Origin of the sequence: Hymenobacter psychrotolerans DSM 18569, from assembly GCF_900142395.1 — a bacterium.
Classification (GTDB): domain Bacteria; phylum Bacteroidota; class Bacteroidia; order Cytophagales; family Hymenobacteraceae; genus Hymenobacter; species Hymenobacter psychrotolerans.
Map to the genome: position 1 here is coordinate 29,346 of NZ_FRAS01000016.1, position 14,380 is coordinate 43,725.

A 14,380-nucleotide genomic window follows, 5' to 3' on the forward strand; every position below is an offset into this window, starting at 1 on the left:
TGTACTGAAAACGTTACTCATCAATCAATGATTGTTTTGTTCAAGCAGCTAAGAAGCATTATTCTGAGTAATCTGCAGCAGGTGAAAGCTAAAGGATCTTTTGCGCAGAATTTTGCTATTTCTCTTTCAGGGTCGGTTATTGTTACTGCTTTGGGGTTTCTATTGACTCCAGTTATGGCACGCATCTATACGCCGGCAGCATACGGACAATTCGCAGTATTTAATTCTATTATAAGTAACCTGGGGCTACTATCTACCATGGCTTATCCTAATGCCATTCCGCTGCCCAAAACGAAAGATAAAGCCCTTGCCCTGTTGCAGCTGATATTAGTGCTGTCTTTCGGGTATTTTGTTTTATCATCTATTGCCTGTTTAGTATTTGGAAAATGGATAATGGACAGAATGCAGGTAACGGCAATTAGCTATTGGTTCTATAGTATACCAGTAATATTGTTGCTGTTCAACCTGAGTATGGCAATGAATAGTTGGTATACCCGTACCAAGGAATTTAAGACACGCGCTGGGAATGATGTATTAACAAGCGTCGCGGGGCGGCTGTTCACATTAGGATATGGGTTCTTTGTCAGCGGCCAAGTTGCAGGACTTGTTATTGGCGATATTTTCAGCAAAACAACCCTGTTTATAGGGTTGCTGCGTAGCGGTATCTACCGTGAACTAGGGGAGATGCGCCGTAGCTTTTCGTGGAAAGCCATTCGTGCAGTAGCTCGCGAATACCGTGAGTTTCCTCTGTATATGCTGCCAGGTGGCTACATCAACACCTTATCAGCCCAACTGCCTATCTTTTTGCTGACCAGTAGCTTCGGTTCTACAGTTGTAGGGCTTTACTCTTTTTCGGTCTCGCTTCTGGAAATACCTGTAAACCTGATTGGTAATGCTGTAGCTCCTGTTTTCTACCAGAAAGCGTCTGAAACTTATAATGATAACCCAGGTGGTTTGAAGGACATAACGTTGCAGATATTTAATAAGCTCTTATATATCGGCCTTCTGCCTTTTGGTATTATCACAATATATGGGGACGTTATCTTTAAATTTGTATTTGGAGCAAGGTGGGAAATGGCCGGTGTATTTACCGGCTACTTGGGGTATTATTATATATTTAAATTGACTTCACAGTCGACAGCGTCAATATATACCGTTCTTGGTAAACAACGATATATGCTCCTTACTAACGTACTGCTGTTATTGGTGAGGGCTGCTGCGTTAGGTATCGGTATATATATGAAGGACGTAAATACAGGTTTGCTTCTATTCGGTATTGGTAGCTTGGTTGCTGTATTCATGATAGATATGCATATCCTGCATTTATTGAAACTACCGGTAGTACGCATTGGCTTAAGAAGCTTGTTATTGATGGGAGGTACTATTCTTGTCTTAAAACTATCTCGTGTAGCATTTGAGTACTTATCCATTAACGCTTTTTGATCAGTCTGTCAAAACCATTTATGGAAACTACCCCCTTTTTTTCCATCGTCATTCCTACCTACAACCGGGCTGGCTTTATTGCAGACACGCTTCGTTCCGTTTTAGCGCAGACTTTCACGGAACTGGAAATTATCGTGGTTGATGATGGTAGCAAAGATGAGACGGCCACAGTAGTAGAGCGGTTTACGGACCCGCGTGTCCAATACATGCCCAAAGCCAATGGGGAGCGTGGCGCCGCCCGTAATTATGGCTTGGCGCGCGCCCGCGGCGAATACGTACTGTTTCTGGACTCCGACGACCTGTTTCACCCCACCCACCTGGCTACGCTACACGCGAAAATCGTGGAGCTACAGCCCAACTTTATTGCGACGAAGTACGACTTCAACCGGGACGGAGTGCGTGCCGAAAGTGATATGGCTGGGCTGAGCGAGGGGTGGTACGGCCTCGACCTTTTTGTGCGTGGCAATGCGCTGGCCTGCAACATTTGTGTGCGGCGCGAAAACCCAGGGTTACGCCCATTCGAAGAAGACCGCCGTTACGCTGCCGTCGAGGACTGGATGTTTATGCTGGAAAATATGCAGCAGGACCGGGTCTACATCGTGGATGCCGTAACGCTCACTATGAACGACCACGATACCCGCTCCATGCGTTCCGACAATACGGCGCTGGTGCGCAAGTTGCAGTTGGCGCTGGAATGGATGCTGGCCCGCGTTAGGCTAACAGAACTGCAGCAGCGCATCCTCACGGGCCGGGTGTATTACCTTTGTGCCATTCATGCCTACGCCGACAATCACAGACGCGAAGCGCTGCAGTTTGCACAGCAAGCCGCGCCACATCTGCCCGCCAAGCAGGCAGCAGTGCTGCTGGTACGCTGCCTGATTGGGTTGCGAGCCGTAGAATGGCTGAAAAAACTCCGCGCCTGATCCTAATTCTCCGTCCTTTCTCCCGCTATTCTTTGCTCGTATGCGCATTCTGTTTCTGAGTTATTGGGGGCTGGACGACCCGCTTACTATATCAACTGTATTTCCGCACCTCCGGATTTTGCAGCAGCGGTCCGATGTGGAAAGCATTCTGTTGGTAACCATTGAGCGTAATGGGGGGGCACCTGCATTTGAGCCGGCCTTCGAAGCCGGTAAAGTAGTGTACGCGCCTCTGGTATCGGAGCCCGGGCGCAACGTCTTGATTACGAAGACGGATGATTTCCTGCGTTTTCCCAAGCAGCTTGTAACGCTGGCAAGTGAGCACAAGAGCGACTTTATAGTGGCCCGCGGCGCACCAGCCGGTGCCTTAGCCTATTTAGTCTGGAAACAGAACAAGCTGCCTTTCTACGTCGAGTCGTTTGAGCCTCATGCCGATTATATGCTGGAATCTGGTGTGTGGAAGCGTTTCGACCCACGCTACCTGTTTCAACGGTACTGGGAAAGAAAGCAGAAAGAGCTGGCCCGGGGCCTGATGCCAGTAGCTGAAAACTACCGGCAGCAACTTATAGAAGAGGGCGTGCCGGCTGCCAATATCGTGACGGTTCCCTGCTCGGTTGACCTGCAGAGCTTTGGCTTTGATGAGCAGCTACGTGCCCAAACCCGTGCCCGGCTGAATATAGGGGCCGAGGCTCCGGTAGGAATCTACGTAGGCAAGTTCGGCGACATCTACTACGATGCCGAGGCATTCGATCTGTTTCGGGCTGCTGCCAACACATTTGGCCCCGATTTCGTGCTGATTGTGCTCACTCCCAATCCGGTGGCGGAAGTTCAGGCCAAGCTGGCGGCTGTAGGGTTTACAGAAAAGCAGGTGTTTGTGACAAAAGCGCCGCATGCGGAAGTGCCTGGTTATCTGTCAGCTGCTGATTTTGCCTTTGCCACGATCAAGCCCGCTGAATGTCGCCGCTTCTGCTCTCCTATAAAGGTAGGCGAGTACTGGGCCGCTGGCCTGCCCATTCTACTAACCGCAGGTGTCGGCGACGACAGTGATATTATCCAGAAGGAGGGAGGAGGAGCCATATTCGATCTGACCCGGCCAGATACGGTGCCGGCGGCCTTACAGCGGATAGCCGAAGTACTGCAGCAACCCGATTACCGGGCTTCCATTCGTTGTTTAGCCGAGCGTTACCGCAGTGTAGAGCGGGCCCGTGAGGCATACGCGCAGCTACTGCCCTCAGCCGGTTAGCAGCTGATATCTTCACCAGGCAGTCGTATGTCGAAAAAAGTAGCCATCCTGCAGTCCAACTACATTCCCTGGAAAGGCTACTTCGACCTGCTTAACAGCGTCGATGACTTCATCTTTTATGATGAGGTGCAGTACACCAAAAACGACTGGCGCAACCGGAATCGAATCAAAACGGCGCAGGGCGTACAATGGCTGACGATTCCGGTACGGCAGGAGCGGCTGGCCCAGAAAATCAGCGAAACGCGGGTATACAGTCCCGACTGGAGCACCCGCCATTGGCGCACACTGGCACAAAACTATTCCCACGCTCCGTATTTCGAACTGTACCGAAGCCAACTACAGGAGTTGTATTGCGGCCCGAATCCCGAGTTTCTCAGCCAGATAAACCAACGCTTTATTCGTGTGCTGAACGAATTGCTGGGAATCCGGGCGCGCCTGCATTCGGCGGCCGATTTTGCCGTGCACGGTGACCGGACTGCCCGGCTCGTGCAGCTGGTACAGGCCGTTGGGGGCACGGAGTATGTATCTGGTCCGGCGGCGAAGGTGTATCTTGAGGCCGACCGGTTTGCCCAGGCGGGCATCGGCCTGACCTGGATGAGCTACGAAGGATACCCCGAATACCGGCAGCTGCATGGCCCGTTTGCGCACCACGTAAGCGTGCTGGACCTGCTGCTGAACGAAGGACCAGAGGCATCCCGCTACATGCTTTCCTTCTCACGCCAGACCGCCCTATGACACCTGACTATTCGGTGGTAGTGCCCGTGTACCAGGGGCAGGCGACGCTGGCAGTGTTGGCGCAGCGGTTACGGCAGTTCTTCGAGGCCGCAGGGTACTCATTTGAGCTGGTGTTTGTGCACGACCACGGCCCCGACGATTCCTGGCGCGTGATTCAGGAACTGCGGCAGCAACTGGGCCCCGAAGTGGTGCGGGCGGTGCGGCTGGCCCGTAACTTTGGCCAACACAATGCGCTGCTGTGCGGTTTCCGGCAGGCGCGTGGCCGGTTCATTATTACCCTCGACGAAGACCTGCAGCACGACCCGGCCGATATTGCGCTGCTCATCCGGCGGCAGCAGGAAGCGGATTTTGATGTGGTGTACGGCTGCTACGAAGCGCGGCAGCATTCCGGCGCGCGCAACCTGGCCTCGCGGCTCATGCGGCAGCTGCTGCGCTACGGCATTCCCGACCTGCACCCCGACTATTCCCCTTTCCGGTTGCTGAAGGCCAGTGTGGCGCGGCATTGCTTGGAAATGCGCAATTCCTACACCTTCCTGGATGGATACCTGACTTGGATAACGGCGCAGGTAGCCAGCGTGCCCGTGTCGCATGGGCCGCGGGCCACGGGGCAGAGTGCTTATACTCCCCGCAAGCTGCTACGCCACTCGCTCAACATCTTCATCACGTTTTCGGATGCGCCGGTCCGGCTGCTTTCCTACGCGTCGGTGGTGGTGTTTTTGCTTACTACACTGTATTCAGGCTATATTCTGGTGCGTAAGCTGGTATATAATGACCTGCTGCCCGGCTTCGCCTCCCTGATTATTGCCATCGGGTTTGGCGTGGGGTTGCTGCTGCTGGGCATGGGCATCTTGGGCGAGTATATTCACCGAATCAACCTAAAAACCACCCGGCGCCCCAACTTCGTGGAGGTCGAAATTCTGGACTAACTGCCGTATGCCACAGCCTGATTCCCGGATTGCCATCATCGGGGGCGGTGCCCTGGGCCAGCAAATGGCACAGCATCTGCGGCAGCAGGGGAGAAGGGTTGCGGGCTTTTTTGATGACACGCTGCCACGTGGCGCTACGGCTGCTGGCGCAGTGCTAGGGCCCATTGCGGCGGCACCCGACTTGCATGCTGCCGGGGCATTTGACGAGCTGCTCCTCGGTGTCGGCTATCAGCACTTAGAGCAGCGTCAGCAGCTGTTCGAGCAGCTGGCGGCTGCCGGAGTGCCTTTCGGGCAATTTGTGCATCCCAGTGCCTATATTGATGCCAGCGTGCAGCTGGGGCCCGGTACGTTCATCTCACCGGGCTGCGTCCTCGATTTGAATGTGCAGCTGGCGGCCAACGTGCTGCTGTATACGGGGTGTGTCGTTGCCCACGATACCCACATAGGAGCGCACACGCTGCTGGGGCCTGGAGTGCGGTTGGCGGGGCGCGTACAGGTAGGCTCCCGGTGCTTCCTCGGTATTGGCACTACGGTTATCGATTCGCTGGAACTGGGGGCTGACGTACGCACCGGGGGCGGCACCGTGGTGATACAAGATCTGCCGGAACCGGGTACCTACGTGGGAGTGCCGGCCCGGCGCCTGCGGTAGCGGCAGATACTACAAGTCGGGTTCGGGTGCTTCGGGCTGGCACGCAAAGCAGGAGGCATTCTGCTAGCTTTGTGGCTCGCGCCTTACTCCGCCATGCTCCCGTTCAACAAGCCTTACTTCGTCGGAACCGAAACCCGCTACATTGAAGATGCGGTGCGCTCCGGCAAGATTTCCGGCGACGGGACCTACACGCGGCGCTGCGAGGCGTGGTTTGAGCAGCATCTTGGTTCTGCCCGGGCGCTCCTCACCACTTCCTGCACCGATGCACTGGAGCTGGCGGCGCTGCTGCTCGATATTCAGCCCGGCGACGAAGTATTGCTGCCCAGCTTCACGTTTTCCTCCACGGCTAATGCCTTCGTGTTGCGCGGCGCGAAGCTGGTATTTGTGGATTGCGGCCCCACTTCCCCGGCGCTGGATACCGCCGCCCTGGCTGCATTAGTGACGCCCCGCACGCGGGCCATCGTGCCGGTGCACTACGCCGGCACTGCCTGCGACATGGCCACTGTGCTGGGGGTAGCCGGGCAGCATAAGCTGGCAGTGGTTGAAGATGCCGCGCAGGCCATCAGTAGCAGCTACCAGGGCCGGCCGCTGGGTACGCTGGGTGCGCTGGGCGCATTTTCCTTCCATGAAACCAAAAACGTCACGGCAGGCGGGGAGGGCGGTCTGCTCGCCATCAATGATCCTGAGTTAGTGCGCCGGGCGGAAATCCTGCGTGAAAAAGGTACTAACCGGGCAGCTTTCTTCCGGGGCGAAGTTGACAAGTACAGCTGGGTGGATGTTGGTTCTTCTTTTCTGCCGGCAGATATCAATGCGGCGTTTTTGTGGGCGCAGCTGGAGGCGCTGGACTTCATTCAGGCGCAGCGGTGTGCTATCTGGCAGCGCTATCATGAGGGGCTGCAGCCGCTGGCAGCGTTGGGAGTCGAACTGCCCACCGTGCCGGCTTACGCTACCAACAATGGGCATCTGTATTACCTCGTATGCCGCTCACTGGCTGAACGTACGGCCCTCATCACGCACCTCAGAGCGCAGGGTATAGCAGCCATCTTTCACTACCAGCCCCTGCACCGCAGCCCCTACTACGCTTCCCGCCACGACGGCCGCCCGCTTCCCCGTGCCGACCGGTACGCGGATTGTTTGGTTCGGCTACCTTTGTACGTGGAACTGGACGAAGCCGAGCAGCAGCGCATTACGCGTGAGGTGCTGGCTTTCTACCAGCAGTAGCCGCGCCTCTGGCCGGCCACTGCTCCGCCTTATCTACTTCTATGCGCATTCTGTTTCTAGTGCCTTACCCTTCCGGCAAGGCACCCTCCCAACGCTTCCGCTTCGAGCAGTACCTACATTTCCTGACGGAAAAGGGCTGGTCGTACAAGCTGGCACCTTTCCTTTCCGACGATACCTGGGCAATTCTGTACAAGCCGGGGCACATGCTGGCGAAGGCGCTGGGCATACTCGCTGGGTTTGTGCGGCGGTTTTTTCTGCTCTTTACTGTTCCGGCCTACGACTACGTTTTCATCCACCGCGAAGCGTCGCCCATCGGGCCACCGGTATTCGAATGGATTATCGCCAAAGTGCTGAGCAAAAAGATTATCTACGACTTCGATGATGCTATCTGGATAGCCAATACGTCTGCTGCCAACAGCATAGTAGCAGGAGTGAAGTGGCACCATAAGGTTGATAGTATCTGCCGCTGGGCTTATAAGGTTAGCTGCGGAAATGGGTATCTGCGCGACTATGCGGGGCGGTTTAATTCCAATGCCGTCGTTAATCCGACAACGATTGATACTGTGAATCTGCATAACCAAGTGCGGGACCAGCGTGCGCCCGGGCGCCTTGTCATCGGCTGGACAGGCACACACTCTACGCTGAAATACCTAGAGCAGATTGTACCGGTGCTAGCTGAGCTGGAAACTGAATACGACTTCGAGTTTCGGGTAATCTCCAATCAGCCTCCGGGCTTTACCTTGAACTCCCTTAAGTTCCAGCCCTGGCGCAAAGAAACGGAGATACAAGACCTTGCGGGCTTGCACATTGGCCTGATGCCGCTGGAAGATGACCCATGGGCGAAAGGAAAATGTGCCTTTAAAGCGCTGCAGTACATGGCCCTTGGTATTCCTCCGCTGGTTTCCCCAGTCGGTATGAACACGGAAGTGGTACAGCAGGGGCAGAATGGCTATGTCTGCGCTACAGCGGCAGAATGGCGCTCGGCGCTGGAACTGCTTCTGCGCGACCCACATCTACGGATCAGACTTGGAGAGGCCGCTCGTGCCACCATCGTAGACCGGTATTCAGTGCTGGCTAATAAGCAGAATTTCCTGAAACTGTTTTCCTGATTGCTACTCTGTAGCTACGCCGCCGCCGTTATGCGGCGGGCTGGTTTTGCCTGCCTGGCAGCTTCTGCCTGCAGAATGTAGAGCGCTGCCAGGTAAAATGGCATTAGCGGAATTTTATAGCGCACCAATGTGCCAAAATTGCCACTGTTGGTTCCTACGCCAATAGCAAGAATAATAGTAAAGATAAAGCAGAACGATATTATTGGGCGAGATGCAATCAGGCCTATTGTGCGCAAAAAACCCGTGCGGAAAAATATACGCAGGGTGAACACAGTAAACCAGAATGCCTCGAGTGCTGAAAGGAGCATTACAGGGTTGCGCACTTCCCAGAGGAATGGCCGGAAAATAGAGACAAATACAGCCTGTGGTGCCACACTCACAATGCTACTTAGGCTCCCGTCAATATTGCCGATGTTGTAGCCCGAGCCCTCGTCTTTTGTGCGGCTATAAAGGGCTTGCTGGGTGATGCGGGTTCTTTCACCAATTTGGTCGACGTCGAAACGTTCATCGCCTTCCGTCAGCTGAGTAGCTCCGAGTAGCCCTATCAGAGCTCCAAGAACGATGAAGAAGGGCTTGGCCAGCATTCTGACAGTTGCGTTTTTAATTCGCCTGTTGTTTTCATTGAACACCCAAAAAATGGCAGGCGCCAAAAAGGACATCAGAATATACACCTTGACCTCAACAAGTAGATAGGCACCCAGCAGGCCCATTATAGCCGAAAAGAGAATGTTTCGCTTTTCAATCAGGGCATTATAAAAGCCATAGAACACCCAGCCCAACGCCCCGATACACAGCGAGTCCTTCAGAAAGCCCGAACCCCAGAAAAACACTGATGGAAGGAAAAATACGGCAATAGCCAATTGCTTGTAAGCAGCCGGATAAATGCGTGCGAAAGTCATGTACATGACCCACATCCCAGTAAAGCTTATCAGGGCAAAAAATAGGGCTACAACAGAGTACGTATTAAAGCACAGGAGGCCGATAATAGCGCCAATACGAACAACAAAAAACTCCGTGTTGTCGCCAAACCAGAACATACGGCCAGAGTAGCGAATAATTTCCGGGTCGAATTTATCAGTTGCGGTAAGGAGTTTTAAGCCTGTGGAAAATGATTCTCCAAAAGCCTCCTGTATAATGCTGGTATGATGAAAATAATTAAAAGTGTCGCCGCCACCGTAATAAAACTGGTAGATTAATCCTAGGGCAATTGCCCCAGCAAACTTGAGGCTAAGAGCAGGAATAAAGTACTGGCGTGTATAAATGTTGGTAACCCGTGGGCGCACAGCAAAAGCCAGCGCATAAAACAGCCCTAGATAGAAAGGAGTCAGGAATAGATCCTTCAGTTCCATAGGCGGTTTCTTACTTCTTGTTCTTCTTCAGAAATGCCTTCGCCTCCCGTGCCTGGTCGGATTTGCTGTCGGCTATATCGCGCACAACAGTGTAGTAGCGGCGGGCAGTTCCTAAGTCCTTTTCCTTCTCGGCAATGCGGGCCAGGTTGTAGTTGGCGTGCAGGTAGAAGCCGCCCTTGGTTTCGTTAGTACTTTCGGCAAAAACGATGCAGCGCTGATAATAATCCTTGGCCTTGGTCAGGTCCTTATAGCGGTTCTGCATCAGCCAGCCCAGGAAATAGGTGGCGTAGCGCCCGCTGATACCTTCGTAGCCGGGCATACCCTGGTTGAGCTTAGTCAGAATTTCCTGGCTCACCCGCTCACTCTCCCGGAACTCGCCCATATTGAAGCACAACAGCGCGTAGAAACGCTGGAAGTAGCCATTATCGGGGTACGATTTGGCCAGGCTCCGCGCAATTGGCATGGCAGCCTCCGGGTTGTTTTCCTCGTTGTTGAGAATGCGCATCAGAAACACTTTGGCTTCCGGGCCCACGTAAAAGCCGTTGTCCGCTACGTTGCGCAGCTGCTGCAGGCCTAATTGCTTGTTGCCCTTCGGGAAAAGCAGCAGCACCGGTTTCAGCAGCGGATAATTGTCCGGAATCCAGACGGCGTAATAATTAAACAGAGCCTGGCCAAACAGGAATTCCGGGCTTAATCCGTTGGCTTCCTTGCTGATTTCCAAGTATTTGAGGGCGCGCTTGGCGCTTACCGTAGCTTTAGGCCAGTTGCTGCGTTCGGCATTTAGGCGGCCATCAAATCCATAGGCCGCGGCCAAAAAAAAGCAGGCTTCGTAGTTTTTGCTATCCGCGCTGTACAGGGCCTCGGCCTTCGTGATGGACGAATCCATGTAGGCGAAGAAAAGCTTGTCGTACTGCTTGGTCTTGATGTTTGTCGGGACGATTTTCCACCACTGGCTCAAACCCAGCAGGAAGTAGGGCATGGGGTGGTTGGGGTAGCGGCGGCGCAACGACCGGAACTGCTTCTCGGCTTTCTCATAGCGGCAGTTGTAGAGGTTCTGCACCGCGCCCTCCAGTTCCGTCTGAATATCCTTGTCAAGCAGCAGCCAGCCTTTGGTGTCTACTGCGTTGGGCAGCACGTCCACATTCTCGGTTTCGATAGTGCGGATAGGGGTACGAGCAGTATCAGGCCGCTGGGCTTGTGCCAGGAAAGGCAACAGGGTCAGCAACAGGATAAATCGGAGTCGGAGGATCATAGATACGTTTGCTTGCGGGTGCGGCCGGATTCTACTTTCCTACGCACCGCCCAACGGAAAGGCTAAAGTATGACTTTTATCCTAGTTTTGGACAAATAATAGGTGATTCATGGAGCTTTTACACACCCTTTGCCGTATACCGGCCCCTGCTGGAAACGAAGCCACACTTACTCAGTTTCTGCTAAAGCACATCCGTACTGAAAGTCCCACTTGGCGTACAATGCCAGCTGTTCTGGCAGGTGAAGAATGGCAGGATTGCATTATTCTGATTTTTGGCGCCCCGCGCACAGCTGTATTTGCCCACTTGGATAGCATCGGTTTCACGGTGCGCTATGGCCGGCAACTGGTCCGGATTGGCGGGCCCGTACTGGAAACCGGCACCCGGCTAGTGGGCCATGATTCGCAGGGAGCCATTGAGTGCACGCTTGTCATTGACGAGGAAACCGGGCAACCCACATATGAGTTCACCCGCGACATTGACCGGGGCACCGAACTCACCTTTCAGTGCGACTTCCGCGAAACGGAAACTACGGTGCAAAGTTGCTACCTCGACAACCGCTTGGGCGTCTGGAACGCGCTGCGCCTCTGCGAAACGCTGGAAAACGGCATAGTGGTCTTCAGCTGCTGGGAAGAGCACGGCGGTGGGGCCGTGGCGTATCTGGCCAAATACATCTATGAAACGTACGGCGTACGGCAGGCCCTGATTTCGGATATTACCTGGGTGACGGAAGGCGTGCACGCAGGCCAAGGCGTGGCCATTTCCCTGCGCGACTCCCTAATTCCGCGGCGCAGCTACGTGGAGCGAATCCGGCGCATTGCTGAGGCTGCCGGTATTCCGCATCAATTGGAAGTAGAGGGCAGCGGCGGCTCCGACGCCAAAGAGCTGCAGCACGGCGCCCAGCCCTGGGACTGGTGCTTTGTAGGCGCTCCGGAAGATAACGTGCACTCACCCGACGAAATAGTAGATAAGCGCGACATCGAAAGCATGCTGGCCTTGTATCAGGAGCTGATGCGGCAACTATAACGAGCCGGACTGCAAAGCCGAAACATACTGCCAAGAGCCGCTTCCGGAATGCTGGGGCGGCTCTTTTGCATGGTCAAATAGGGAAAACAGGATGTAGCTGGCTGCCAGTGCAAAGAAACGTGCCGGGAATTGACAGTAGCAGGTTGAGGATTAGGCAATAAATTCTATTTTACCCGCCCAAATGCCTTATTCCCAACCTAACTCCCATCTTTTTCCACCGTTCTATGATGAATGTTCTTTACGCAGTGCCCGCGCTGGGCGTGCTGGCGTTGGTCTACACTTGGGTCCGTTCGGGCTGGGTGAGCCGCCAGGACCCCGGCGACGACCGAATGCGCACCATTGCCAGCTACATTGCCGACGGCGCTATTGCCTTTCTGAGAGCTGAATACAAAGTGCTGGCCATCTTCGGCCTGATTGCCTCGGCCTTCCTGTTCTACCTGGGCAGTACCGGCGAAAAATCCAGCCCGGTCATCGTCATTGCCTTCATGATCGGCGCCATTTTCTCGGCGTTGGCGGGCTATATCGGGATGAAGATTGCCACCAAAGCCAACGTGCGCACGGCCCAGGCTGCCCGCACCAGCCTGAGCCAGGCCCTGAGCGTATCGTTTTCGGGTGGCTCGGTGATGGGCATGGGCGTAGCGGGCCTGGCCGTGCTGGGCCTGGGCTCGTTGTTCATTGCCTTTTACCAGATGTTTGTGGTGAGCAGAGGCGGGGGGGCTAACGGCATCGAAATGGAAACTGCCCTCGAAGTGCTGACCGGCTTCTCGCTGGGCGCTGAAAGCATTGCGCTGTTTGCCCGAGTAGGAGGCGGCATCTACACCAAAGCAGCCGACGTTGGCGCTGACCTCGTAGGCAAAGTAGAAGCCGGCATCCCGGAAGACGACCCCCGCAACCCCGCTACCATCGCCGACAACGTGGGCGACAACGTAGGCGACGTAGCCGGTATGGGCGCCGACTTGTTCGGCTCCTACGTGGCTACTATTCTGGCTACAATGGTGCTGGGCCGCGAAGTGGTGGCCCGCGGCGACGATTTTCAGGGACTTTCGCCCATTCTACTGCCCATGGTTATTGCCGGTATGGGCATCATTGCCTCCCTTATCGGAATTCTGTGCGTGCGGGTGAAGGAAGGCGGTAACGTGCAAAGTGCTCTGAATCTGGGTAACTACGTGTCAGTCATTGTGTCCGGCATTGCCTCCTACTTCATCATCCGCTGGATGTTGCCGGCCGAGCCGCTGGTTATTCGCGGCATCACCTTCGATTCGATGGATGTGTTTCAGGCCGTAGTGGTCGGGCTGATTGTGGGCACGCTGATGAGCATCATCACGGAGTACTACACGGCTATGGGTAAGCGCCCGGTGCTGAGCATCGTGCGCCAGAGTTCCACCGGCCACGCTACTACCGTTATCGGTGGGCTGGCCGTAGGCATGGAGTCCACGGTGCTCCCGATTCTGGTGCTGGCGGCCGGCATTGTGCTGAGCTTTGAGTGCGCCGGCCTCTACGGGGTGGCTATTGCGGCGGCCGGCATGATGGCCACCACCGCCATGCAGCTCGCCATTGATGCGTTTGGCCCCATTGCCGACAACGCCGGCGGTATTGCCGAAATGAGCGAGCTGCCCAAGGAAGTGCGCGAACGGACCGACATTCTGGACGCTGTAGGCAACACCACGGCCGCTACCGGCAAGGGTTTCGCCATTGCTTCGGCCGCACTTACCTCGCTGGCGCTGTTTGCCGCCTTCATGGGCACCGCCAACATCAACAGCATCGACATTAGCAATGCCCGCGTGCTGGCCGGGCTGTTCGTGGGCGCTATGATTCCGTTCATCTTCTCGGCCCTGGCTATTTCGGCAGTAGGGCGGGCGGCTATGGCTATGGTGCAGGAAGTGCGTCGGCAGTTCCGCGAGATACCCGGCATTATGGAAGGCACCGGCCGCCCCGAGTATGAGAAATGCGTGGCCATTTCCACCCAGGCCGCCATCCGCGAAATGATGCTGCCGGGCGCCATTGCCCTCATTGTGCCCGTTATTGTCGGCTTCGCCTTCGGGCCCGAAGTGCTAGGTGGCACGCTGGCCGGCGTGACCGTGAGCGGCGTGCTGATGGCCATGTTCCAGAGCAACGCCGGTGGCGCCTGGGACAACGCCAAAAAGTCGTTCGAGAAAGGCGTGATGATTGACGGCAAAATGGAGTACAAAGGCTCCGACGCCCACAAAGCCTCCGTCACCGGCGACACCGTGGGGGACCCGTTCAAGGACACATCCGGCCCGAGCATGAACATTCTCATCAAGCTGATGAGCATCGTGTCGCTGGTAATTGCGCCCCACATTGCGGCCCCGGAGCGCGGCGTAGCTCCAGTAGACTTGCACCCCCGTGTAGAGCTGGATGCCCGCCCAAAAGTGCGCTTTGCTGATGTAACCGACCACGCCGCCGAGGCCGTGTTCATGCTGCTGCGCAACCGCTAGCTGCTGCACCCAAATGGCTTGTAGTCAGCGGCCGAATAGCGCCGCGGGCGAGC

General features: G+C 55.4%; 12 protein-coding genes. 10 read left to right on the forward strand and 2 right to left on the reverse strand.

Translation table 11 applies throughout. The features are described from left to right. Window positions 1–27: 27 nt before the first annotated feature. The 8 genes from BUE15_RS14440 (at window position 28) to BUE15_RS14475 (ending at window position 8,246) form a co-directional block, all read left to right on the forward strand. The gene (locus BUE15_RS14440) at window positions 28–1,443 is read left to right on the forward strand and encodes a lipopolysaccharide biosynthesis protein (protein WP_073286504.1); all 1,416 of its coding nucleotides are present in this window, start codon (window positions 28–30) and stop codon (window positions 1,441–1,443) included. A gap of 20 nt (window positions 1,444–1,463) precedes the next feature. Continuing rightward, window positions 1,464–2,366 carry a glycosyltransferase family 2 protein gene (locus tag BUE15_RS14445; RefSeq protein WP_073286507.1) on the forward strand — a complete coding sequence of 301 codons (903 nt, stop codon included), beginning with the start codon at window positions 1,464–1,466 and terminating at the stop codon, window positions 2,364–2,366. Window positions 2,367–2,406: 40 nt separating this feature from the next. Next, window positions 2,407–3,606 carry a glycosyltransferase gene (locus BUE15_RS14450; protein ID WP_073286510.1) on the forward strand — a complete coding sequence of 400 codons (1,200 nt, stop codon included), beginning with the start codon at window positions 2,407–2,409 and terminating at the stop codon, window positions 3,604–3,606. Window positions 3,607–3,633: 27 nt separating this feature from the next. Further along, window positions 3,634–4,341 (forward strand): WbqC family protein, encoded by a 708-nt coding sequence (locus BUE15_RS14455; RefSeq protein ID WP_073286513.1) that lies wholly within the window; start codon window positions 3,634–3,636, stop codon window positions 4,339–4,341. After that, window positions 4,338–5,267: a glycosyltransferase family 2 protein gene (locus BUE15_RS14460; RefSeq protein ID WP_073286516.1), complete on the forward strand. Its 930-nt coding sequence runs from the start codon at window positions 4,338–4,340 to the stop codon at window positions 5,265–5,267. Before BUE15_RS14455 ends, BUE15_RS14460 begins: the two co-directional genes overlap by 4 nt. 7 nt (window positions 5,268–5,274) lie before the next feature. Further along, the gene (locus tag BUE15_RS14465) at window positions 5,275–5,916 is read left to right on the forward strand and encodes a NeuD/PglB/VioB family sugar acetyltransferase (RefSeq protein WP_073286518.1); all 642 of its coding nucleotides are present in this window, start codon (window positions 5,275–5,277) and stop codon (window positions 5,914–5,916) included. Window positions 5,917–6,009: 93 nt separating this feature from the next. After that, window positions 6,010–7,137 carry a dTDP-4-amino-4,6-dideoxygalactose transaminase gene (rffA, locus tag BUE15_RS14470; RefSeq protein ID WP_073286521.1) on the forward strand — a complete coding sequence of 376 codons (1,128 nt, stop codon included), beginning with the start codon at window positions 6,010–6,012 and terminating at the stop codon, window positions 7,135–7,137. Between the two features lie 41 nt (window positions 7,138–7,178). Further along, a complete protein-coding gene (locus tag BUE15_RS14475; protein WP_073286524.1) occupies window positions 7,179–8,246 on the forward strand; it encodes a glycosyltransferase family 4 protein in 1,068 nt (355 codons plus the stop codon). 14 nt (window positions 8,247–8,260) lie between these two features. Here the strand turns inward: BUE15_RS14475 and BUE15_RS14480 are convergent, their stop codons facing one another. Both BUE15_RS14480 and BUE15_RS14485 read right to left on the reverse strand, forming a co-directional pair. Beyond that, complete coding sequence (locus BUE15_RS14480) at window positions 8,261–9,595, reverse strand: hypothetical protein (RefSeq protein WP_073286527.1); 1,335 nt, start codon at window positions 9,593–9,595, stop codon at window positions 8,261–8,263. Between the two features lie 10 nt (window positions 9,596–9,605). After that, on the reverse strand, window positions 9,606–10,847 hold the full coding sequence (locus BUE15_RS14485) for a tetratricopeptide repeat protein (RefSeq protein ID WP_073286530.1): 1,242 nt from the start codon (window positions 10,845–10,847) through the stop codon (window positions 9,606–9,608). Between the two features lie 109 nt (window positions 10,848–10,956). Here BUE15_RS14485 and BUE15_RS14490 point away from each other — a divergent pair, with 109 nt between their 5' ends. Further along, window positions 10,957–11,871, forward strand: coding sequence for a M20/M25/M40 family metallo-hydrolase (locus BUE15_RS14490; RefSeq protein ID WP_073286532.1), 915 nt, complete (start codon window positions 10,957–10,959; stop codon window positions 11,869–11,871). 224 nt (window positions 11,872–12,095) lie between these two features. Next, a complete protein-coding gene (locus tag BUE15_RS14495) occupies window positions 12,096–14,327 on the forward strand; it encodes a sodium-translocating pyrophosphatase (protein WP_073286535.1) in 2,232 nt (743 codons plus the stop codon). The last annotated feature ends 53 nt before the right edge of the window (window positions 14,328–14,380 follow it).

Bases quoted from the DNA above. Each gene is read 5' to 3' on its own strand.
- BUE15_RS14440 (WP_073286504.1), top strand. From the start codon at position 28: ATGATTGTTTTGTTCAAGCAGCTAAGAAGCATTATTCTGAGTAATCTG.
- BUE15_RS14445 (WP_073286507.1), top strand. From the start codon at position 1,464: ATGGAAACTACCCCCTTTTTTTCCATCGTCATTCCTACCTACAACCGG.
- BUE15_RS14450 (WP_073286510.1), top strand. From the start codon at position 2,407: ATGCGCATTCTGTTTCTGAGTTATTGGGGGCTGGACGACCCGCTTACT.
- BUE15_RS14455 (WP_073286513.1), top strand. From the start codon at position 3,634: ATGTCGAAAAAAGTAGCCATCCTGCAGTCCAACTACATTCCCTGGAAA.
- BUE15_RS14460 (WP_073286516.1), top strand. From the start codon at position 4,338: ATGACACCTGACTATTCGGTGGTAGTGCCCGTGTACCAGGGGCAGGCG.
- BUE15_RS14465 (WP_073286518.1), top strand. From the start codon at position 5,275: ATGCCACAGCCTGATTCCCGGATTGCCATCATCGGGGGCGGTGCCCTG.
- rffA (WP_073286521.1), top strand. From the start codon at position 6,010: ATGCTCCCGTTCAACAAGCCTTACTTCGTCGGAACCGAAACCCGCTAC.
- BUE15_RS14475 (WP_073286524.1), top strand. From the start codon at position 7,179: ATGCGCATTCTGTTTCTAGTGCCTTACCCTTCCGGCAAGGCACCCTCC.
- BUE15_RS14480 (WP_073286527.1), bottom strand. From the start codon at position 9,595: ATGGAACTGAAGGATCTATTCCTGACTCCTTTCTATCTAGGGCTGTTT.
- BUE15_RS14485 (WP_073286530.1), bottom strand. From the start codon at position 10,847: ATGATCCTCCGACTCCGATTTATCCTGTTGCTGACCCTGTTGCCTTTC.
- BUE15_RS14490 (WP_073286532.1), top strand. From the start codon at position 10,957: ATGGAGCTTTTACACACCCTTTGCCGTATACCGGCCCCTGCTGGAAAC.
- BUE15_RS14495 (WP_073286535.1), top strand. From the start codon at position 12,096: ATGATGAATGTTCTTTACGCAGTGCCCGCGCTGGGCGTGCTGGCGTTG.